At 68.3% G+C, this 21,407-nt stretch carries 22 protein-coding genes; 10 read left to right on the forward strand and 12 right to left on the reverse strand.

Going from position 1 to position 21,407, the window contains the following annotated elements:
* The first annotated feature begins 93 nt into the window (after positions 1 to 93).
* Entirely contained in the window at positions 94 to 1,728 is a 1,635-nt protein-coding gene (gene pruA, locus ABZW96_RS33655) for an L-glutamate gamma-semialdehyde dehydrogenase (protein WP_355080377.1), read from the forward strand.
* On the opposite strand, the gene ABZW96_RS33660 is transcribed toward pruA, so the two are convergent.
* Positions 1,729 to 2,592 carry an oxygenase MpaB family protein gene (locus ABZW96_RS33660; protein WP_355080379.1) on the reverse strand — a complete coding sequence of 288 codons (864 nt, stop codon included), beginning with the start codon at positions 2,590 to 2,592 and terminating at the stop codon, positions 1,729 to 1,731.
* A gap of 171 nt (positions 2,593 to 2,763) precedes the next feature.
* Between ABZW96_RS33660 and ABZW96_RS33665 the strand changes: the two genes are divergently transcribed.
* Positions 2,764 to 3,396 carry a TetR/AcrR family transcriptional regulator gene (locus ABZW96_RS33665; RefSeq protein ID WP_355080381.1) on the forward strand — a complete coding sequence of 211 codons (633 nt, stop codon included), beginning with the start codon at positions 2,764 to 2,766 and terminating at the stop codon, positions 3,394 to 3,396.
* A 2-nt stretch (positions 3,397 to 3,398) separates the two neighbouring features.
* On the opposite strand, the gene ABZW96_RS33670 is transcribed toward ABZW96_RS33665, so the two are convergent.
* Complete coding sequence (locus tag ABZW96_RS33670) at positions 3,399 to 4,118, reverse strand: hypothetical protein (protein ID WP_355080383.1); 720 nt, start codon at positions 4,116 to 4,118, stop codon at positions 3,399 to 3,401.
* A gap of 111 nt (positions 4,119 to 4,229) precedes the next feature.
* Entirely contained in the window at positions 4,230 to 5,081 is an 852-nt protein-coding gene (locus tag ABZW96_RS33675; protein ID WP_355080385.1) for an oxygenase MpaB family protein, read from the reverse strand.
* A 137-nt stretch (positions 5,082 to 5,218) separates the two neighbouring features.
* Between ABZW96_RS33675 and ABZW96_RS33680 the strand changes: the two genes are divergently transcribed.
* Positions 5,219 to 6,637, forward strand: a complete 1,419-nt coding sequence (locus ABZW96_RS33680) for an acyl-CoA synthetase (RefSeq protein ID WP_355080386.1) — start codon at positions 5,219 to 5,221, stop codon at positions 6,635 to 6,637.
* Between the two features lie 45 nt (positions 6,638 to 6,682).
* Positions 6,683 to 7,069, forward strand: a complete 387-nt coding sequence (locus ABZW96_RS33685) for a PPOX class F420-dependent oxidoreductase (protein WP_355080388.1) — start codon at positions 6,683 to 6,685, stop codon at positions 7,067 to 7,069.
* Between the two features lie 45 nt (positions 7,070 to 7,114).
* Here ABZW96_RS33685 and dapD read toward each other — a convergent pair whose 3' ends face one another.
* Positions 7,115 to 8,062: a 2,3,4,5-tetrahydropyridine-2,6-dicarboxylate N-succinyltransferase gene (gene dapD, locus ABZW96_RS33690; RefSeq protein WP_355080390.1), complete on the reverse strand. Its 948-nt coding sequence runs from the start codon at positions 8,060 to 8,062 to the stop codon at positions 7,115 to 7,117.
* Positions 8,063 to 8,409: 347 nt separating this feature from the next.
* Here dapD and dapE point away from each other — a divergent pair, with 347 nt between their 5' ends.
* The 6 genes from dapE to ABZW96_RS33720 all read left to right on the forward strand — a co-directional run bounded on the left by dapE (position 8,410) and on the right by ABZW96_RS33720 (position 15,159).
* Complete coding sequence (gene dapE / locus ABZW96_RS33695) at positions 8,410 to 9,513, forward strand: succinyl-diaminopimelate desuccinylase (RefSeq protein WP_355080392.1); 1,104 nt, start codon at positions 8,410 to 8,412, stop codon at positions 9,511 to 9,513.
* A 450-nt stretch (positions 9,514 to 9,963) separates the two neighbouring features.
* Complete coding sequence (locus ABZW96_RS33700) at positions 9,964 to 10,773, forward strand: TIGR00730 family Rossman fold protein (protein ID WP_355080394.1); 810 nt, start codon at positions 9,964 to 9,966, stop codon at positions 10,771 to 10,773.
* Positions 10,770 to 11,336, forward strand: a complete 567-nt coding sequence (locus ABZW96_RS33705) for a TIGR00730 family Rossman fold protein (protein ID WP_355080396.1) — start codon at positions 10,770 to 10,772, stop codon at positions 11,334 to 11,336. Before ABZW96_RS33700 ends, ABZW96_RS33705 begins: the two co-directional genes overlap by 4 nt.
* A 4-nt stretch (positions 11,337 to 11,340) precedes the next feature.
* A complete protein-coding gene (locus ABZW96_RS33710) occupies positions 11,341 to 13,110 on the forward strand; it encodes a long-chain-acyl-CoA synthetase (protein ID WP_355080398.1) in 1,770 nt (589 codons plus the stop codon).
* Between the two features lie 229 nt (positions 13,111 to 13,339).
* Positions 13,340 to 14,224, forward strand: a complete 885-nt coding sequence (gene folP, locus ABZW96_RS33715) for a dihydropteroate synthase (protein ID WP_355080400.1) — start codon at positions 13,340 to 13,342, stop codon at positions 14,222 to 14,224.
* A complete protein-coding gene (locus ABZW96_RS33720) occupies positions 14,221 to 15,159 on the forward strand; it encodes a glucosyl-3-phosphoglycerate synthase (RefSeq protein ID WP_355080402.1) in 939 nt (312 codons plus the stop codon). Before folP ends, ABZW96_RS33720 begins: the two co-directional genes overlap by 4 nt.
* A gap of 28 nt (positions 15,160 to 15,187) precedes the next feature.
* On the opposite strand, the gene ABZW96_RS33725 is transcribed toward ABZW96_RS33720, so the two are convergent.
* The 8 genes from ABZW96_RS33725 to sigE form a co-directional block, all read right to left on the reverse strand.
* Entirely contained in the window at positions 15,188 to 15,523 is a 336-nt protein-coding gene (locus tag ABZW96_RS33725; RefSeq protein ID WP_355080404.1) for a hypothetical protein, read from the reverse strand.
* Between the two features lie 615 nt (positions 15,524 to 16,138).
* The gene (locus tag ABZW96_RS33730) at positions 16,139 to 16,492 is read right to left on the reverse strand and encodes a hypothetical protein (RefSeq protein ID WP_355080405.1); all 354 of its coding nucleotides are present in this window, start codon (positions 16,490 to 16,492) and stop codon (positions 16,139 to 16,141) included.
* Between the two features lie 340 nt (positions 16,493 to 16,832).
* The gene (locus ABZW96_RS33735; protein WP_355080407.1) at positions 16,833 to 17,690 is read right to left on the reverse strand and encodes a hypothetical protein; all 858 of its coding nucleotides are present in this window, start codon (positions 17,688 to 17,690) and stop codon (positions 16,833 to 16,835) included.
* A 51-nt stretch (positions 17,691 to 17,741) separates the two neighbouring features.
* Positions 17,742 to 18,158 (reverse strand): Sec-independent protein translocase protein TatB, encoded by a 417-nt coding sequence (gene tatB / locus ABZW96_RS33740; protein WP_067804157.1) that lies wholly within the window; start codon positions 18,156 to 18,158, stop codon positions 17,742 to 17,744.
* A gap of 124 nt (positions 18,159 to 18,282) precedes the next feature.
* Positions 18,283 to 18,498, reverse strand: a complete 216-nt coding sequence (locus ABZW96_RS33745; RefSeq protein ID WP_355080409.1) for a hypothetical protein — start codon at positions 18,496 to 18,498, stop codon at positions 18,283 to 18,285.
* A gap of 113 nt (positions 18,499 to 18,611) precedes the next feature.
* A complete protein-coding gene (locus tag ABZW96_RS33750; protein ID WP_355080411.1) occupies positions 18,612 to 20,150 on the reverse strand; it encodes a trypsin-like peptidase domain-containing protein in 1,539 nt (512 codons plus the stop codon).
* 10 nt (positions 20,151 to 20,160) lie between these two features.
* Positions 20,161 to 20,559, reverse strand: coding sequence for a hypothetical protein (locus ABZW96_RS33755; RefSeq protein ID WP_355080412.1), 399 nt, complete (start codon positions 20,557 to 20,559; stop codon positions 20,161 to 20,163).
* Positions 20,560 to 20,620: 61 nt separating this feature from the next.
* Positions 20,621 to 21,280 (reverse strand): RNA polymerase sigma factor SigE, encoded by a 660-nt coding sequence (sigE, locus tag ABZW96_RS33760; protein WP_355080414.1) that lies wholly within the window; start codon positions 21,278 to 21,280, stop codon positions 20,621 to 20,623.
* Positions 21,281 to 21,407: the final 127 nt, after the last annotated feature.

Genomic DNA, 21,407 nt, shown 5'->3' on the forward strand with positions numbered 1-21,407 from the left:
GCGCGGCCATCGCTCGAGGCCGCGGTCGCGCAACGGGCACAGCGAGGCGTGTCGGCGTCCGCGCCCGCCCTGCCCGGCGAGCTAGCCTGAGGTATGGACGCTGTCACGGTTGTCCCCACGCCCGGCAACGAGCCGGTGCACTCCTACGCGCCCGGAAGCCCCGAACGGGAGTTACTCCTCGGCAAGCTGGCCGAGCTGTCCGCGGAACCCGTCGACGTGCCGCTGGTCATCGGCGGCAAGCATCGACCCGGCCTCGGCGAACGGCACGACATCGTCACACCGCATCGGCATCGGCACGTGCTGGGGACCTACACCGACACCACCCATTCGGAAGCGCACGGAGCCATCGACGCCGCGACGGCCGCCGCCCCGGGGTGGCGGGCGCTGCCGTTCGAGGAGCGCGCCGCGGTGCTGCTGCGCGCCGCGGACCTGCTGGCCGGGCCGTGGCGGGAGACGATCGCCGCGGCCACCATGCTCGGGCAGTCGAAGTCGGCCCAGCAAGCCGAGATCGATGCGCCGTGCGAGCTGGTCGACTTCTGGCGGTTCAACGTCGCGTTCGCGCGGGAGATCCTGGAGCAACAGCCCGGCTCCAGCGCCGGGGTGTGGAACCGGATGGACTATCGGCCGCTGGAAGGGTTCGTCTACGCCATCACACCGTTCAACTTCACCGCCATCGCCGGGAATCTGCCGACCGCGCCCGCGCTGATGGGCAACACGGTGGTGTGGAAGCCGTCGCCGACGCAGACGTTGTCGGCGTTCCACACGATGCGGCTGCTGGAGGCGGCGGGCTTGCCGCCCGGCGTGATCAACATGGTCACCGGCGACGGGGTGCAACTGTCGGAGGTGGCCTTGGCCGATCCGCGGCTGGCCGGTATCCATTTCACCGGTTCCACCAAGACGTTCCAGTACCTCTGGCAGCAAGTGGGCGCGAATATCGGTCGGTATCAGGGCTATCCGCGCCTGGTGGGGGAGACCGGCGGCAAGGACTTCATCGTCGCGCACTCCTCGGCCGACCCCGGCGCGCTGCGCACCGCCCTGATTCGCGGCGCCTACGAGTATCAGGGTCAGAAGTGCTCGGCGGCCTCACGTGCCTACATCGCGCGGTCGGTCTGGCGCGCGATGGGCGACGAGTTCCTGCACGACGCCGACCGGCTGAGCTACGGCGACGTCGCGGATCTGTCGAATTTCGGTGGAGCGCTGATCGATCGGCGCGCGTACGACAAGAATGCGGCGGCCATCCGGCGCGCCGCGGACGCGGGCGTCACCATCCCGGTCGGCGGAACCTACGACGACAGCGAAGGCTGGTTCGTCCGGCCGACCGTATTCCTGACCGACAATCCGCACGACGAATCGTTCGCCACCGAGTACTTCGGCCCGATCCTTTCGGTGTACGTCTACGACGACGCCGAACCCGGCTCCTACAGTGCGATACTCGCCGAAGTCGAGTCGGCTGCGCCTTACGCGCTGACCGGAGCGGTGTTCGCGCAGGACCGGTACGCGATCGAAGAGGCCGACGCCGCACTGCGTTTCGCGGCGGGCAACTTCTACGTCAACGACAAGCCCACGGGTGCGGTGGTGGGGCAGCAGCCGTTCGGCGGCGCACGCGCCTCCGGCACCGACGACAAGGCGGGCTCGCCGTTGAACCTGCTGCGCTGGGTCGCGCCGCGGACGATCAAGGAGACCTTCGTGCCGCCCGTCGACTTCCGCTACCCGCACATGGAGAGGTGATCAGACCAGCGGCTTTCCCTGCCGCAGGCGCCTGCGCAGGTCGAACAGATAGGCGTTGAGCGGGAACATGCGTGCCGCCGCGGGCAGCCGACCGTGCACGGCTCCGAGGATCCGCAGCAGCCGGTCCAACCGCCGCTGGTCGCGGTCGGTCCAGGTCATGCCCATCTCGTCGCGCAGGTGCTGCGGAAGCAAGCCGGTGACGATAAAGCGCTGCAATCCGGCGAAGACCACCTGCACCGGTCGCGGCATCATCTTCAGGTCGATCAGACCGTTGAAGTAGTCCCGAAGCTCCGGCTCGATGCCGCGCTGCTTCAGGTTCTCGTCCCAGTACCGCTGGAACTCCGTGCGATTCGCCGGCCACATCTCCGGCCGCATCTGCAGGGTGGTGCCCAGGCGGGCGGCGTAGGTGTAGAAGGCGTCGGCGGTCGCGTCGTCCATCGGGCCGTGCATCCGCGTGTAGAGGTCATCGATGCCCCAGTACAGGCACGCGGCGACCCACAGCTGGAGATTCGGGTCGAAGGCGTTGTACTTGACCGGGCTCGCGGCGGTGGAGCGCACCGACCGGTGCGATACGTTGACGGCCTCCCGGTAGGCGTCGCGTTCGTCATCCGAGCCGAGCAGCGCCACGGCGATATAGGTGAGGGTGGTGCGCAGCCGCTTGATCGGGTGCAGTGTGACCTTGCCGCTGTCGACGGTGCTCTCCAGCACGCCGCGGCCGACCGGGCGCAGGCTCAATTGCATGATGACGTTCGCCGCGCCGCCGAGGAACGCGGCGACGCCGTCGACGTACTGCGCGACCGTCTCGGGGGTGAGGGTCTGGCTCGGATCCGGTTCGTGCTCGGCGGTGCGCAGCGGCGCGGTCATCGTCGACCTCGTCTTTCGTGTCCGCCCGATCCCAGAGAATCGGTCGATGAGAAGATAATGCCCTAACTTTCTCATCGACTCGGTGAGCTGTCAATCGCCGCGGGTAGGCGGCGGTGATGGTGTGCAATGCTGAAAGTGTCATCGTGTCGCTGTCGCGGATAGGGTTGAGGTATGGCCAGGCTGACCAGGCTGCTGCCGCTGGTGCGCAGCGCCGCCCCGGAGGATCGCAACCAGGCGCGGGTACTGGACGCGGCGCTGCTGGCGTTCCTCGACTTCGGTATCAAGCGCACCAGCATGGTGGAAGTGGCGCGTCGCGGCGGATTGTCGCTGGCCACGCTCTACCGCCGCTTCGCGAGCAAATCCGATCTGATCCGGGCCGTCGGACTGCGGCAGACGCGCGACTTCATCGAGGAGGTCGACGCCGCGCTCCAGCGTCAGGTCGATCGCGACGCGAGCGCCGAGGACCAGATCGTCGAACTGTTCGCCGCGTTCATCAACGGCCTACGAGGAAACCAGCTGATCCACCGGCTGCTGGCCACCGAGCCCGAACTCGTGCTGCCGTACCTCACCACCCAGGGCGCGCCGGTCATCGAACTCGGCCGGGATTACCTGGCCGAGTTCATCACACGGTTGCAGCGGGAAGGCAAGTTGCCGGAATACGATCCGGAGCCGCTGGCCGAGATGATCGCTCGCACCGCGCTCTCACTGGCGCTGACCCCGCAGACCGTGATCCCGCTCGGCGACGACGCATCGATCCGGCAGTTCGCCCGCGACCACGTCGTGGTGTCCTTCCGGGTGCGCTGACTTCAGCGGTGCTGCGGAAGGCCGAAGAGCATCGCCCCGAGCGCGGCCATGACATCCGCGGTCTGCTCGGCCGCGGTGCCGTGGGTGTGCGCGGTCACCGCGAAACCGGGGCCGTAGGACGTCGAGGCGACCTCCGGCTCGCCGAAATCCGACCAGCCCCATTTGCTGCCCTGGACGAAGGGCCATCGTGCCGTGCCCCAGTTCTGCTCGGTGCCGTCTCGGGCCGTCGATCCCGCTGCGGCCATCCATCCGAAGATCGGTGATCCGGGATCGGTGCGCAATTTGGTGGCGAGGAAGTCGGACACGTTCGCCGTGCTGGTCGCCCCCGCGCCCCAACTGGGTCCTGGCACCGTCTGGGCGAGGCCGTATTCGGCGGCGATGGCCGCGATGGCCTGTGGATACTTGGCCTCCATCACGGTCGCGGCTCCATCGTCTGAGTAGCGGATCATTTGCTCGCCCAGCATGCGGTCCTCGGCCGAGCCGTCGCCGTGGCGCAGGGCGTAGTCGGCAAGGAAGAGCTTCGACAGCGACAGACTCGAGCGTGACTCGTGTTCGTTCGGTGTTCCCCAGCCGATGCCGACCGAGGTGCGTACGGAGATCGCCGTGCGCGGCGGCACCGCGGCCACTTCGGTTTCGGCGGATTCCTCGGCAAGGGCGACCGGCGCGGCCAGCGCCAGGAACCCGCAGGCGATCAGCGCGGTCAACGTCGTTCGGTAGCCCATCGTCTCCTCCTGGCTGGTGGCGTCACGTCGCGTCGGACGGCGCTGTGCAGGCACGATCAGCAATACGAGATGCGATTGCCCACCAGTAACTGGAATGAAACGAGGGTTGGCTCAGACGAGACGAAGGCCGAGTCGACGCCGGATGCGCATATCCAGGAGATAAGCGTTCAGCGGGAATGCGCGGATCGTTCGCGGTAGCCGGGACTCGGCGGCCCCGACGGCGCGCAGAAGGTGGCCGAGTACGCGTTCGTCGCGGTCGGTCCAGGTCATCCCCATCTCTTCGCGCAGGTGCCGGGGCAGCAATCCGGTCACGAAGAAGCGGTGCAGGCGCCCGAAAGCCAGCTGCGCGGGTCGCGGCAGCATGCGTAGGTCGATGAGGTCGTCGAAGTAGGCACGGACCGTCGGATCGATGCTGGTCGCCGCGAGATTCGCGCTCCAGTACTCGGCGAAGGCGCGGCGGTCTGGAGGCCACATCGCTGCGGGCATCTGGAGGGTGGTGCCGAGCCTGGCGCCGAGACGGTAGAACGCGTCGGCCGTCGCTTCGTCCATCGGGCCGTGCATGCGCTCGTACAGATCCCGCGCTCCCCAATGCAGGCAGGCCGCGACCCAGAGTTGCAAGGTGGGATCGAAGGCGTTGTAGTGCACCGGGCTCGAGTCGGTGGAGTGGACCGGGCGATGCGAGACGTTGATCGCTTCTCGGTAGGCGGCGCGTTCCTCGTCGGTGCCGAGCATCGCTACGGAAAGGTAGGTCAACGTGGTGCGCAGCCGTTTGACCGGATGCAACATGACGTTTCCGCTGTCGACGGTGCTCTCCAGCACGCCGTAACCGACCGGAGGGGCGCTCAGTTGCATGATGACGTTCGCGACGCCGCCGAACAGGCCGGCCACGCCGTCGAGGTGTCGCCCGATGTCGAAGGAGTCCGGCGATTCGGGACGATGCGTCGCGGAAAGTGGCCTCGTCATCGTCGACCTCGCAGTGCTGAGAAAGCTATGCACCAACGTTCTCACCACGTCAGCGGGAGTGTCAACCGTCACATTCGACGCCGGCTGGCGCGGGATGCCGCGACACCGCCGCTGATCCGGCGAAGTAGCGTGAGCGAATGCCGTTCGGTCCGCCGCTGCTGCTCAGCTCCCTGAACCCGCTCGCCGTCGCAGGCGGAGCGGACATCCCCGACGCCGTCACCATCGACGGCGCCACCCTCTCCCGCAGCGATCTGCTGGGCGCCGCCACTTCGGTGGCCGAACGCGTCGCGCGCGCGGAACGAGTGGCGGTGTTCGCCGAGCCGACCGTGGAAACCGTGCTCGCGGTGGTCGGCTGCCTGATCGCGGGCGTCACGGTGGTTCCGGTGCCCCCGGACTCCGGAACCGCGGAACGGGCGCACATCCTGGCCGATTCGAGCGCTCAGGCGTGGCTGGGGAAAGCGCCGGAGGGCGCCGACCTACCCGTGGTGCCGGTGCGGCGGCACGCCAGGTCATGGCACACCTACCCCGAACCCGACCCGGCCACCACGGCTTTCGTGCTGTACACCTCGGGAACCACCGGCCTGCCCAAAGGCGTGCTACTCAGTCGCGGCGCGATCGCCGCGGGTCTGGACGCCCTGGCCGAGGCATGGGCTTGGACCGCGAGGGACACGCTGGTGCACGGGCTTCCATTTTTCCATGTGCACGGGCTGATCCTCGGCCTGCTCGGTCCGCTGCGGGTGGGCAGTCCGCTGATCCACACCGGTAAGCCGACGCCACAGGCGTACGCGGCGGCCAAGGGTTCGCTGTACTTCGGCGTGCCCACCGTGTGGTCGCGGGTGGTCGACGACCCCGACGCGGCGAAGCAATTGGCCGACGCGCGGCTGCTGGTTTCCGGTAGCGCGCCGCTGCCGGTTCCGGTGTTCGAGCGATTGCGCGAGTTGACCGGACACGCGCCGGTCGAGCGCTACGGCATGAGCGAAACCATGATCACGCTGTCCACCCGGGCCGATGGTGAGCGCAGACCGGGCTGGGTCGGATTGCCGGTGCGTGGTGTGCGCACCCGGATCCGGGACGAGTCCGGTGCTCCGGTGCCGCACGACGGCGAGAGCATCGGGGGCTTGGAAGTGTCCGGACCGATGCTCTTCGACGGTTACCTGAATCGCCCGGAGGCGACCGCGCGGACCTGGACCGAGGACGGGTGGTTCCGGACCGGCGACGTCGCCGCCATCGACCCGGAAGGCTTTCATCGCATCGTCGGCCGGGAATCGGTGGATCTGATCAAGTCCGGTGGTTACCGGGTCGGCGCGGGCGAGGTCGAGACGGTGCTGCTCGGTCACCCCGCGGTCGCGGAAGCCGCGGTGGTCGGCCTGCCCGACGACGATCTCGGCCAGCGCATCACCGCCTTCGTCGTGCTGCGCGTCGCCGCGACCGAGCGTGAGTTGATCGACCATGTGGCCGAAGAACTTTCGGTGCACAAACGACCGCGCGAGATCCGCGTGGTCGACGCGCTGCCGCGCAACGCCATGGGCAAGGTGCAGAAGAAGAAGCTGGGCTGACCGCGGGGTTGACCTCGAGTTAGGTAGAGGTTCTACGGTCGGCGCATGACTGCGACTCTCACCACCGAACACATCGACTACCTGCACACCCAGCGGTTGGGCCGGCTGGCCACCGTCCGGCCCGACGGCACCCCGCAGAACAACCCCGTCGGCTTCCGCTACAACGCCGACCTGGGCACCATCGACATCGCGGGCTGGAACATGGGCGACTCGTGGAAATTCCGCAACCTCGCCACCAACGACCACGTCGCCTTCGTCGTCGACGACGTCGCGTCGGTCCAACCGTGGCGCGTCCGCTGCCTCGAGATCCGCGGCACCGCCGAAGCACTCACCGACGTCGACCCGTACATCCCCGGCGTCTCCCGCGAAATGATCCGCATCCATCCCCACCGAGTCATCGCCTTCGGGCTCTCGGAAGCGCCTTCGGCCTGATCCGAACTTCGCGAGTGGCACAACCATGTGCCACTCGCGGAACGTTCAGTCGTTGGCGTGGAGGTCGGCGTTGAGTTCGATGCCGGTGCCCTTGCGGGGGACTACTTCGACGGCGCCGGTGGTGGAGTTGCGGCGGAAGAGGAGGTTGTCGCGGCCTGCGAGTTCGGCGGCCTTGACCAGAGTGCCGTCGGGTGTGGTGACCTTCGTGCCCGCGGTGAGGTAGAGGCCGGCCTCCAGGACGCAGTCGTTGCCGAGGGGGATGCCGAGCCCGGAGTTCGCGCCGAGCAGGGACCGTTCGCCGATGGAGATGACCGTGGTGCCGCCGCCGGAGAGGGTGCCCATGGTGGACGCGCCGCCGCCGATGTCGGAGCCGTCGCCGACCACGACGCCCGCGGAGACGCGGCCCTCGATCATGGACGCGCCGAGGGTGCCCGCGTTGAAGTTCACGAAGCCCTCGTGCATGACGGTGGTGCCGGAGGCCAGGTGCGCGCCGAGGCGGACCCGGTCGGCGTCGCCGATGCGGACGCCGGAGGGCAGCACGTAGTCGACCATGCGCGGGAACTTGTCCACGCTGTACACCGTGACGGGGCCGCGGGCGCGCAGCTTGGCGCGGGTGGCCTCGAAGCCATCCACCGCGGCGGGGCCGTGGTTGGTCCACACCACGTTGGTGAGCAGGCCGAACTGGCCGTCCAGGCTCACCTCGTGCGGCTTGACCAGGCGGTGCGAGAGCAGGTGCAGGCGCAGGTAGACGTCGTGCGCGTCCACCGGGGCGGCGGACAGGTCGGCGATCGTGGTGTGCACCGCGATCACGTCGACCCCGCGGGCGTCGTCGAAGCCGAGCAGAGCCGCGTACTCCGCGGGCGCCTCGTCCAGCCGCTTGCTGCCGGTCTCGGCGAACTCGCCCAGCTGCGGGTTCGGGTACCACGTGTCCAGCACGGTCCCGTCCGCGGTCACGTTGGCGATACCGATTGCTGCTGCTCCCTGGATACTCACGGCCTAGAGGTTACCGACCCGCGACCGGCAATGGTGCGGCTGCTCCGGAGAGCGCGATCACCAGGCTCGATACGCCTCCAGCTCCAGAACCGGTCGGCCGAGTGCGCTGGTCAGCAGTCGCGCCGACGCTCGATCGCCCGATCAACGAGACCACTGCGCCGACCGGAGATACGCGCAACGGTGGCCGCACTGTCGCACGCCGAACAGTGTCTGGGCCGAGAATGACCGCACCATCGCCTGGACGACTCCGGCGAGATGCCGGCGCACGATGACGGTCCCGGACGATGCGGCGGCACACCGACCGGTACCGGCGGGCCTCGCGGGTGACCGGTCGTAGGGTGAAGCGCGTGACCATCGACCTGCATGCGGACCCGATCACACTGACCGCCGCCCTCGTCGACATCCCGAGCGTCTCGCGCGACGAGGCCGCCATCGCCGACGCGGTGGAGCGGGCACTGGTGGAGCAGACGACGGGCTTCGAGATCCTCCGGCACGGGAACGTGGTGCTGGCACGCACCCACCGCGGGTTGCCGACCCGGGTGATCCTGGCCGGGCACTTGGACACCGTGCCGATCGCCGACAACGTGCCCGGCCGGTTCGCGGTGGGCCCGACAGGCGAACAGGTCTTCTACGGCTGTGGCTCGGTGGACATGAAATCCGGCGACGCGGTCTTCCTGCATCTGGCCGCCACCGTCGCCGATCCGGTGCACGACCTGACCCTGATCTTCTACGACGGCGAGGAGATCGCCGCCGAGTTCAACGGCCTCGGGCACATCGAACGCGACCTGCCCGACTGGCTCAGCGGCGACCTCGCGGTGCTCGGCGAACCGTCCGGCGGCTGGATCGAGGCCGGTTGCCAGGGCACGCTGCGCGTGCGGCTGAGCGCCTCGGGCGTGCGCGCGCACTCGGCGCGAGCATGGCTGGGGGACAACGCGATTCACCGCTTGGCCCCGGTCTTGCAGCGGCTCGCCGACTACCGCGCCCGGGAAGTGGACATCGACGGCTGCGTCTATCGCGAGGGACTGTCCGCGGTCCGGGTCGCCGGCGGCGTGGCGGGCAACGTGGTGCCGGACGCCGCCGAACTGGACGTCAACTTCCGTTTCGCGCCCGACCGCACCGTCGACCAAGCCGTCGAGCACGTGCGCGAGGTCTTCGCCGGGCTCGAGTTGTCCTTCGAAGTGACCGACTCGGCGCCGGGCGCGTTGCCGGGGCTGACCGCTCCGGCGGCCAAGGACCTGATCGCGTCGGTACAGCGCCACGGCGGCGGCGGTGTGCGCGCGAAGTACGGCTGGACCGACGTCTCGCGTTTCGCGGCCCGCGGCATCCCCGCCGTCAACTTCGGTCCGGGCGATCCAAACCTCGCGCACAAGCGCGACGAACACGTTCCCGTCGACCAGATCACCGCGGTCACCGCCATGCTGCGCGGCTACCTGAGCGGCACTCCGGACTGAACGGCGGGTGCGAAGCCGCGGGTGCCGCCGCATCCGGCCCGGGATCGTCGCGACCGCCGTACTGCCGCCGCGCGCGTGATCGACCGGGCACGAACTTCCCGCGCCCGTCCGTCCGCGTGATCTCGTTCGTGGCGATCTCCGCGACGGCGTCGATCAGAGGTCGAAGAGGTCCGGCGAGCCCGTCCGAGTGCACCTGGATGGCTTCGGGCGCGCAGCGGCGCGGCTGGAGGTTCGGCTGCTGCCGACCCGGCCACGCGGCCCGATTCCCGCTGATGGCCGCGATCGCGGGTGCCCGACTCCGACTCGCCGCCCGCCTGATTCGCACGGTGACGTGCGCCTCGAGCGCCGAGATTGCGATGGTGTCTCGCCCTGCCTGCGTCCGGCTGAACGTCGGACGACTTCTCTCGTCCGGCCCGTGAGTCCCTCTTGCCGGGCGGTAGCGTGGAACGCATGTCCACCGACGCCGCGGACCGTGAGGTCGCCCCCGAACCGAAGTCGAGACCGAAGTTCCGCGGGCCGATCATGTTCCGCCGCGACCGTGCCGACGGTGTCAGCACCGCCGACCGGAATTTGCTGGACAAGCGCGGCGACACGGACTGGGTGCACACCGATCCATGGCGCGTGCTGCGCATCCAGGCCGAGTTCGTCGAGGGCTTCGGCGCTCTCGCCGAGGTGCCCCGAGCGGTGACGGTCTTCGGTTCGGCGCGCACCTCCGCCGACCACCCGGAGTACCAGGCCGGACTCGCCATCGGCGCCGCGCTGGCGCGGGCGGGTTTCGCGGTGATCACCGGCGGCGGTCCCGGCGCGATGGAGGCCGCCAACCGAGGAGCATGCGAGGCGGGCGGCTACTCCATCGGTCTCGGCATCGAGCTGCCGTTCGAGCAGAGCCTCAACGACTGGGTCGACCTGGGCATCAATTTCCGGTACTTCTTCGTCCGCAAGACGATGTTCGTGAAGTACTCGCAGGCGTTCATCTGCCTGCCCGGCGGCTTCGGCACGCTCGACGAGTTGTTCGAGGCGCTGACGCTCGTGCAGACCCACAAGATCACCCGGTTCCCGATCATCCTGTTCGGCACCAGGTATTGGTCCGGGCTGGTCGATTGGTTGCGCGATTCGCTGGGCGGGTCCGGCAAGATCTCTCCGGGCGACCTCGGACTGCTGCACGTGACCGACAGCGTCGAGGAGGTCGTGAACATCATTCAGGCGGCCGCGATAGCGGGCGGCGCCGAGGACGCGATCGGGACGGAGGATCAGTGGTGAGCGAGCGGCCTTTCGCCGTCTGTGTCTACTGTTCGGCGAGCACGACCGACCAGGACTATCTTTCGCTGGCCGCCCGGGTGGGCACCGAGATCGCCCGGCGCGGTTGGCAACTGGTGTCCGGCGGCGGTCACGTCTCGATGATGGGCGCGATCGCCACCGCGGCGCGCGCAGGCGGCGCGAACACCATCGGTGTGATCCCCAAGCACCTGGTGCACCGGGAGGTCGCCGACGTCGACGCCGACGAACTGGTCGTCACCGACACCATGCGCCAGCGCAAGCAGGTGATGGAGGACCGCGCCGACGCCTTCCTCACCCTGCCCGGCGGCATCGGCACACTCGAGGAGTTCTTCGAAACCTGGACCGGCGGATATCTGGGACAGCACGAGAAACCCGTTGTTGTGCTGGATCCCAATGGATTCTTCCGCGGGTTGTTCTCCTGGCTGGACGAGTTGTACGAGCGGAAGTTCGTGCCCCAGACAGCGTTGTCCCGGATTACCGTGGTGACCGATCTCCCGTCCGCTTTCGCGGCGTTGGAGGCGCGCCTACCCCGTGAGGAGAGCTGAAGACGTGAGCACCGATGCCCGCTCGACGGTGAGTTTGATCGACCTCGCCCGGCATCTCCCCGCGATGGCCCTTGACGCGCCCGGCATGCTCCGCAACGCGTTGAACATGCTCGTGACGCCGGATTCCAAGTCGTCGGTCGGGCTGTATTTCCAGCGCAACGCCCACCGGCATCCGGACCGCTTGTTCCTGCGGTTCGAGGGCGCGAGCTACACCTACGGCGAGGCCAACGCGGAGGTGAACCGGTACGCGAGCGTGCTCGCCGCGCGCGGGGTGCGGCGCGGCGACGTGGTGGGCGTGCTGATGACCAACCGGCCGGAAACCCTGTTCGTCGTGCTGGCGACGGTCAAGCTCGGGGCCACCGTCGGATTGCTCAACCATCATCAGCGCGACCAGGTGCTGGCGCACAGCCTCGGCCTGCTCGACAGCGTGCTGAACGTGGTGGGCGCGGAGTGTGCCGAGGCGATCGACTCGCTGCCCGAACCGCCCGCCAACGTGCTCGCGGCCGACGAACTCCGCGACGCGGCCCGCGACGCCGACGACGGCGACCCGCCGAGCTGTGCGGAGGTCACCGCGCGCGAGCGGGCGTTCCTCATCTTCACCTCCGGCACCACCGGACTGCCGAAGGCCAGCGTGATGACCCACCTGCGCTGGACCAAGAGCATGGGCGGACTCGGTGGCCTGGGAATCCGCTTGCGCGGCAACGACACCCTGTACTGCTGCCTGCCGCTGTACCACAACAACGCGCTCACGGTCGCGTTGTCCGCGGTCCTGGCCGCGGGCGGCACGTTCGCCCTCGGCCGGAGTTTCTCCGCGTCCCGGTTCTGGAACGAGGTCATTCGCGAACAGGCCACGGCGTTCATCTACATCGGCGAACTGTGCCGCTACCTGATCAACCAGCCGGCCGAGCCGACCGACCGGCAGCACCTGATCCGGCTCGCCGTCGGCAACGGATTGCGTCCGGAATTGTGGGACGAGTTCAAGTCCCGGTTCGGCATCGAGCGCATCGTGGAGTTCTACGGTGCGAGCGAGGCGAACATCGCCTTCGTCAACGCATTCGGCGTGGACCGGACGGCGGGTTTCGGTCCGCTGCCGTATGCCGTCGTGGAGTACGACGAGGAGACCGGAAAGGCGAAGCGCGACAAGAACGGCCGCCTGCGCCGGGTCGGCGCCGGTGGCGTCGGCCTGCTGTTGGCCAAGGTCACCGACCGCTCCCCGTTCGATGGTTACACCGACAAGGCCGCCTCCGAGGCCAAGCTGGTGCGCGACGGCTTCGAATCCGGGGACGTCTGGTTCGACACCGGCGACCTGGTGCGCGACCAGGGCTGGCACCACATCGCGTTCGTGGACCGGCTCGGCGACACGTTCCGCTGGAAGGGGGAGAACGTGGCGACCACCGAAGTGGAGGGCGCGCTGAGCAAGGCGGAGTCGATCGAGCAGGCGGTGGTCTACGGCGTGGACATCCCCGGAACCGACGGCAAGGCGGGCATGGCCGCGGTGACGCTGCATCCGGGCGCGGAATTCGACGGTGCGGCGGTGGCGAAGCTGGCCTACGACCAATTGCCGGGTTACGCCGTGCCGCTGTTCATTCGCATCGTGCACGAGCTGGAACAGACTTCGACGTTCAAGAGCCGCAAGGTGGACCTGCGCAAGCAGGGCTACGCCGACGATCCCGACAGCACGCTGTACGTGCTCGCGGGCCGCACCGAGGGATACATCCCCGCCTACGCCGATTACGCCGCCGACGTAGCCGCGGGCCGCGCCCCGAAGAACTGACGGCCATCTGCGGAAAAGAGCTGGTGGCGGTGGTTCCCCCACCTCCGCCAGAGGACTGCTGGCTGATCTTGTGGCACTCGACTGGTACGGTCTGAGAATTAGGAGACCACTGCTTTCGTGAGCACACGGGTCACTCGTGGGGTACGCCCAAGCCCCGGCGACACGACCTGTCCGCGATCCCTGTCTCCTGATTTGTACGGCCTGATTCGCGGAGAGGCGGGAGAGCGACATGTTCAGCTCGACCGCGGCCCCGCTTCCCACGCTGTGCGGGCGGCCGGTGGCGACGGATCGGGCGCTCGTGATGGCGATCGTGAACCGCACCCCGGACTCGTTCTACGACCGCGGCGCCACGTTCACCGATGCGGCGGCCATGGATGCCGTGGCGCGCGCGGTGGACGAGGGCGCCGATCTCGTCGACATCGGCGGGGTGAAAGCCGGGCCGGGTGATTCGGTGGACGCGGCCGAGGAGACGCGCCGGGTGGTGCCGTTCGTCGCGGCCATTCGCGCGAAGTACCCGCAGCTACTGATCAGCGTCGACACCTGGCGCGCCGATGTTGCGTTGGCGGCGGTGGGCGAGGGGGCGGATCTGATCAACGACACCTGGGCCGGCGCCGACCCCGATCTCGTTCCGGTGGCCGCCGCGCACGGTGCGGGTGTGGTGTGCAGCCATACCGGTGGCGCGGTGCCGCGCACCAGGCCGCACCGCGTCCGCTACACCGACGTGGTGGAGGAGGTCACCGGAACCGTGGTGCGGGCCGCCGAGGAAGCGCTCGCCGCGGGAGTGCGCCGGGATTCGATCCTGATCGATCCGACGCATGATTTCGGCAAAAACACTTATCACGGTCTCGAACTGTTGCGCCGAGTCGACGTTCTTGTAAAAACCGGATGGCCAGTCTTGATGGCGCTGAGCAACAAGGATTTCATCGGGGAGACTCTAGGTGTCGGTCTTTCCGAACGGCTGGAGGGCACTTTGGCGGCGACAGCGTGGTCGGCGGCGGCAGGCGCCAGAGTTTTTCGTGTCCACGAAGTCGCAGCGACCCGGCGGGTCGTGGACATGATCGCCGCTATCCAGGGCATCCGGCCCCCCGCACGAACCTTGCGAGGTCTGGCATGACATTTCAACACCGTGAGCCCGCCTGGGCGACGACCAATACCTGGGACACCCCGAACTGGCGCGTGGACGAACTCGTCTCCGCTAAAGCCGGGCGCACCGTGTCGGTGGTGCTGCCCGCGCTGAACGAAGAACGGACCGTGGCCGACGTGGTGGCCAGCATCCGGCCGCTGCTCGGCACACTGGTGGACGAGCTGATCGTGCTGGACTCCGGCTCGACCGACGCCACCGCGGAGCGGGCCCGCGCCGCGGGCGCCGAGGTGATCAGCCGCGAGCAGGCGGTTCCGGAGCTGGAGCCGGTTGCGGGCAAGGGCGAAGTGCTGTGGCGCTCGCTGGCGGTGACCAGCGGCGATCTGATCGCCTTCGTCGACTCCGACCTCATCGACCCGGATCCCGCCTTCGTGCCGAAGCTGCTCGGTCCGCTGCTCACGGTGGACGACATGCACCTGGCCAAAGCGTATTACCGCAGGCCGTTGCGGCAAGGCGGCGCGGTGGACGCGCATGGCGGCGGCCGCGTCACCGAACTGGTCGCCCGGCCCCTCCTGGCCGCGCTGCGACCGGAGCTGTCGCAGGTGTTGCAGCCGCTCGGCGGCGAGTACGCGGGCACCCGCGAACTGCTCACCTCGGTGCCGTTCGCCCCGGGCTACGGGGTGGAGATCGGGCTGTTGCTCGACACCTACGACCGGCTCGGCATGTCCGCGATCGGCCAGGTCAACCTGGGTGTGCGCACACATCGCAACCGTCCGCTGGCCGACCTGGGGGTGATGAGCCGCCAGATCCTCGGCACCGTGCTCGGTCGCAGCGGTATCCAGGACTCCGGCGCCGCGCTGACCCAGTTCCCGCTGATCGGCGACGAGTTCACCGCGCACCGCACCGAGGTCTCCCTGCTGGACCGCCCGCCGATGAACACCCTCCGGCCGGCCTGCGCTGCGGCCTGATCCGTTCTCGCGCCGCATGCGGATGCGGTCAGGCCCCTTCCGCATGCGGGTCGCGCATGTATCCCGCCTCGATCAGAGTCCGGAAGGCCGCGTACTTGTAGACGCACTCGGAGGGTTCACAGATCCGGTGGCGCTGCATGAGTTCGTGCGCCTCCGCCACCGTCAAGGGCTCGACGGGTAGTCGCTGCGGCCTGCCGATCGGACAGACCGGGAGCGCGGGGGCGGGCAGTTGTTCCGCGATCACGTGCTCGGTGACGCCGACCCGGCGCCGCCGGTTCGCCGGTCCGTGCAGCAACCCGATGGTGGCGAGCAGGCTCGCCGCGCCGACGAGCGAGCAGAGGACGGCGATCTGGGTGGCGGTCACGGCGCATTTCTCCTCTCGGTGGGGCGGGCCGGGCAGAACGTGGCGGGGCCGAAGCGCAACGCACCGTCACCAACGTGCAGTTAATTTTCAGCAAATCAAGTGTGGGCCGAGTGAGCGCGTCGTGCAAGTGGGATTGGACGCGCCGCCGACCGGTAGTTGCGGCTCTGGGGCCGGTATTCCCGCCGACCGGCGGTCCAATCCGCCCCACGTACGAACTTCGAGCTGATCAGCCGGTGAATGGGTCCCCTCGATCCGCTGCATCGGGGAAGTGGAGTGCCGCCGCGCTCGGCCGGAATCTGGGCGACGATGGAGATGGCCGTCTCGTCCGCGCCGAGTCCCCGTCGCTGTTCCGCACTGTATGCCCCGACGTCAGGACGACTGCCTCGGCGTATCCGACGGCCTGTGGCCGTGGGCGCTGGACCGGTCAACGCGGCTTCGAACGGGGTCCGTTCCACCACGTGTGCCGACGTGACCGACTCGTGTGACAGCAGGGTGAGCAATTACCCGAGTGCCGCGCGCTTGGCGCCGGCGCTTCGCGCATCGGGTCCGGCCGCAGCGCGTTGAGCCCGAGAAATCGGTGAATTTCCGCTGTGTCGGCCGCTGGTTAACCGAAGGCTATTGGTTGCGGCGACGATGATCCGGCAGCAGTACCTGGTTCGCATCGTCCTCGGTCGCCGAATCCGCGGCAGCGTCACGGGGCTCGTCGGCCTCGGTGCCGGATTGCTCGCGTTCCTCGCGCCCGGGATCGACCGACTCGGCGTCGGTATTCGGCGAGCCGGATTCCGGTTCACCGTCCACCGGGCCGTCCGCCTCGGGCGACGGAGCCGACTGCTCCCGCGCGAGCCGGGCCTGGAGATCGGCGACGGTCACATGAGCCTTCGACCCGGTCGGCCGCAGCAGCACACTGATGATCAGGCCGACCAGGCCCACCGCCAGGACGGCCCCGCCGATCAGCAATAGCGGATTCACGATTTCCTCCTTGCCGGACGCCTCACGCGGCCGTTTCTCGGAGAGCGGTTATCGTCCAGCTATTCAATCATCCGCGTATGAACGCACTCGGGGGAGGGGTGGTGACCTGGGGCACATAATGTGCGGCTGCTTTTTAAGTCGAGAGAGTCGCTGTGAACAGGTGATCAGCGGAGCTAGTGGTGCCCGTTCGGCGGCTCGAGTCATTTTTCTGCTGCGCTGATTGCGCGCGTTCTGCGCTCGGTCATGATGACCAGATATTTGCTGAAATCCGTTGTCTCGGTATGTCCGACGCGCCGGGCATCTCGGGGCGGATCCGCAGCGCCTTCACCCGGGTCGCGGCTCAGCGGCGCAGACCCGTTGCGGGCGATCTGTTCTCGGGATCGTGGCGGTAGACCGGCGTGAGCAGCTCGGCCTCCAGCGGTTCGCCGGTGGCACGGTCGAAGCGACAGGCGATCAGCACGGAGAACAGGTGATTGCTCGCTCGTTCGTGCAGGGTGGCCAGCCGGGTGGCGAGCAGCCGGATCGCGCCGAGCGAGCCCGGCGGATGCATGCCGTCGATCATCAATACGCTGCCCCGCCCGTCGGGCCTGGGAAGCCTGCCCAGGTAGGCGATGTCGTGCGGTTCGGGTCCGCCCGGCCGGTAGACCCGTCGGGCCGCCCGGTCCTCGATGCCCCGGCGCGCGTCACCCATTCTGGCTACGGCGCGGCGCAATCGTGGGTCTGCGGCGACCAACTGACGCAAGCTCGGGGACAGTTCCGGCCCGCCCAGCACGATCAAGCCGTCCCGCCGCAAATCGACCGGACGGCCCGGTAGGAAATGCTCGACCGCCACGCTGAAACCGAGTTCGCGTAGCAGCTCGGCCAATCGTTGCGGCGCCGCGGGATCCGGCGCGCCGATCACCCGCCCTGCGCGCACCTCCGGGACGAGCACGGTGAGCGAGCCGTGCCCGAAGAACAGTCCTTCCGGCGCGGGTCCCTGCGTACTCACCTGGTGGATACGGGCCCGGGAAAGCCCGGCCGCCGCACCGATTCTGGCGAACGTCCAGCCTTCGGCATGGAGCTCCCGGATCACGGCACGCCGAATCCTGGTCAGTTCGTTGATGGTCTGCTGGGCCGCCGCCACCCCGTCGGTGGCCGCCTTCAGTCGCTCGACCTTGTCCTCGATCGCGAACACGCGCGCCACGTCATCGGCCGACATGTGCGAAGTCTAGACAGCTGAACAGCTCAATGTGTCTAGTCTTCTTGACGTTCAGGTGGCGTCGGTGTCGATCGGAGGACGTTCGTTGCGCTCCAACGGCTTATCCAACTTGGGCATCGGATAGTCCGGCATCCCGCTGTTCGTGCTGTACAGGTCCTTGGGATCGGGCAGCGCGCTGTCGAAATCCCGGAACAGCGAATCATCGCCGTTGAGAAGATGTTTGGTCACCATCGCCCGCGGCGTCATACCGCGCAGTTGGTTCAGGTCGGCCAGCGGTTTACGCAGATCCTCGAACTCCGGCCCCAATTCCTCTTTCAGCTGAGACGTGGCGCCACTCGCGTAATCACGCACCTGCCGCAGGCTGCGCGTGGTCCAGCGCACGGCACCGGGCAAGCGCTCCGGGCCGAGAATCACGAGGGCGGCGACGAGCAGGATGACCATCTCGCTCCAGCCGATGTTGCTGAACACGTAACCAGGCTACCTGGCCCGGTCAGCGGGTCGTCCATTGATAGCCGACCGGGAAATGAACGGTGGGTGTTGTCCGGGCTTTTCCAGGCCGTGCAGCACCCACCGCACGTACAAGAAAAGGAATCTATGTGGGGTAGATCACAATCTTGCCGTTGTGTATTCCGCCGTAGCAGTACTCCACGCCGTCCGTCGCGACCGCGGTGTGCCCTCCACCCGGGCGGCAGTCGAACCAGTCGACGTAAGTGTCGTTCGTGGTAGCGCCGGCCGGTGCCGCGGACAGCCCCACGGTGGCGACCGCCGCCATAGTGGATCCGAGAATGAAAATGGCGAGATGACGCATCACAGCCCTCCCCGTGCTGCTGGATTTCGACAGCGTGACTCTATCCGCCGCGGTTTTGCGGCGTCTAGCGAAAATAATTGGGGTTCTGCGTTATTAGTTGGCGCAGGGAACTGCTAGTCGGATTCCAGGGTCACCGGGACGTCGACTCGGCGGCCGTCGCGGATGAGCTGGACGACCACGGTCTGGCCGATCTTGCTGGACTGTTCGGCCACCGTGAACTCGTCGGAGCTGGTGACCTCCCGATCGCCGACGCGCACGATGACATCGCCTTCGACGATGCCCGCCCGCGCGGCCGGGCCGTTCGGCGACACGTCGGCCACCGCGGCTCCGCTCATGACGTCATTGGCGACCGTCTTGGTGCGGAGGGACAGACCCATGGTCGGATGGTGCACCACACCGTCACGGATCAAGGTCTGCGCGACCTCGGTCATCTTGTCCACCGGGATGGCGAAGCCGAGGCCGACCGAGCCGCCGGTCTCGCTGCGGATGGCGGTGTTGATGCCGATGACCCGGCCGTCCATGTCCACCAGAGCGCCACCGGAGTTACCGGGGTTGATCGACGCGTCGGTCTGCACGGCGTCGATCACGGCCTTCGTGTCGCTGCCCTCGCCCTCCAGTTTCACCGGGCGGTGCAAGGCGCTGACGATGCCGGAGGTGACGGTCTTGCTCAGGCCGAGCGGCGATCCGATGGCCAGCACGTCGTCGCCGACCTGTACGTTGCCGGATTTGCCGAGCTGAGCGACGGTGAGATTCTTCACATCGACCTTCAGGACGGCCAGGTCGGTCTTCGGGTCGCGGCCGACGATCTGGGCGGGCACCCTGGTGCCGTCGGAGAACTGCACCTGGATCGCGGATCGGTTGGTCTTGTCTTGGGCGGCCATCGAGACGACGTGGTTGTTGGTGACGACGTAGCCGCCGCCGTCGATCACCACGCCGGAGCCGGTGGCGCCGTTCTCACCGACGGTCACGCGGATGGAGACGACCGAGGGCAACACGGCGTTGGCGACCTGTGCGATCAGGCCGTGCGGGCGGTTGCCGTCGCCGCCCTGTTCGAGGGCCACCTTGCGGGAGGTGAGCGTCGAGGCGGTTTCCGCGGTCAGGCGGCCGACCAGCCCGCCGAGCAGGCCGATGACGAGTGCGACGAGCGCGAGCAGGGCCAGCGCCTTGGGCGCGACTCGAGAGCCGAACAGCACTTCGCGGGCGCTGAGCTTCTCGGCCTGCGGCAGCGCCTGCGGTTTGGGTGTGGGCACCGCGGGGGCTCCGAGGCGGGCGACCGCCTCCGGGTCGCGCCATGGATCGGCCGGTCCGGCAGCGGGAGCCTGGCCACCGGCCGCGTCGGGATCGCGCTGCAGGAGTTCGCTGGAGCCTTCTGGACGGCCGAAAGCCTCGGCCAGCACCGCGTCGGGCGGACGGTTCTGCAGTTCGGGACCGGATTGCGGCGCCGCGCCCGCCTTACGGAGCGGCAGCGGCTCGGCGAACGAACCGGACAGGCCGGACGGTCTGCGGAAGGCCCGCGCCGTGTGCGTGTCGACATGGGGCCGGTAGACCGGGCGCGGACCGAGCACGGGTGCGTCCGGAGGACGGAGATTCCCGCGGTTGGCCGCCGAATCCGAGGTGTCGGCCGATCCGGAATTCGTCGATTCGGTGGTCACTCGGGAAACTCTACTTGCGCCACCACGTGGTCCACCGGGTCGCGGTGAACGAATCGGTCAGAAACCCGAAAACCGCGTCGTTACGCCCGGACTGACCGGAGGTCGAGGACGGCGTCCGGCCACTGGACGTGCCGCCGGGCAACTCCGCGAGGGGAATCCTGGTCAGGCTGTCGTGCAGCCCGGTCGGAATCGCGACCTGGCCTGCGTGCCGCAGTGCGATGCGCGCCTGTTGCTGGGCATCGACCTCGGCCGCGCATTCGGGACACAGCGAGAGGTGCTGAGCGGCACGCAGGTAGGCGTTCATCCGCAACTCACCGTCCACGTACGCCGCGATCGCCTCGCTCGCCAGATGCTCGGTGGGGCGAAAACGGGGCGGACGACGACCGGACGTGCTGAAGTCGCCACTCATTCGGTGCTCACCCTTCCAACCGACATCGACCGATGTTCGGGCGATGCCGGCTTCCGACGAATCACCCTATGTTCGCGTCAGCGGCGAACCGCTGCTCACTTCCATTATGCGCAAGGTAGTCGCGCAGGGCTTGGCGTCCACGGTGGATCCGACTGCGCACAGTGCCCAGCTTCACGCCGAGCGTAGCGCCGATCTCCTCGTAGGACAGCCCCTCGATATCGCACAGGACCACGGCCGCGCGGAACTCCGGCGCGAGCGAATCCAGAGCCGATTGCAGGTCGGGATCCAGCCGGGCGTCGTGGTAGGCCTGCTCCGGCCCCGGGCCCTCGGCGGGCACCCGGTCGTAGTCCTCGGGCAGCGCTTCCATCCTGATCCGGTTGCGGCGGCGCACCATGTCCAGGAACAGGTTGGTGGTGATGCGGTGCAGCCATCCCTCGAAGGTGCCCGGCTGGTAATTCGACAGCGAACGGAACACCCGGATGAACGTCTCCTGGGTGAGGTCCTCCGCGTCCTGTGCGTCGCCGGAGAGTCGGTAGGCCAGGCGATAGACCCGGTCCGCGTGCTCGCGGACGAGTTCGTCCCACGTGGGCATCGCCGACCGGTCGCCGGTGGCATCGAAGGCAGCAGTCCCGGTCAGCTCGACCGCGTCCTCGGCGGACTCGGCCTCGACCGGCAGGATCTGCTCGGGCAGGGTGGCGTATTCGCGCGCCGCATCGACCATGTGGATGGGGCTACCTCCTACTAGGGACCGCAAACGTCGGGAACTCGCTCGGGGCCGGGTCTACGGTCCGTCACGTACGGATACAACCGACAACCGGTATGTCGTTGTTCCCGCGTCCCGTGTTAAG

This window comes from Nocardia sp. NPDC004168, assembly GCF_040610355.1.
GTDB classification, from domain to species: Bacteria; Actinomycetota; Actinomycetes; order Mycobacteriales; family Mycobacteriaceae; genus Nocardia; species Nocardia sichangensis.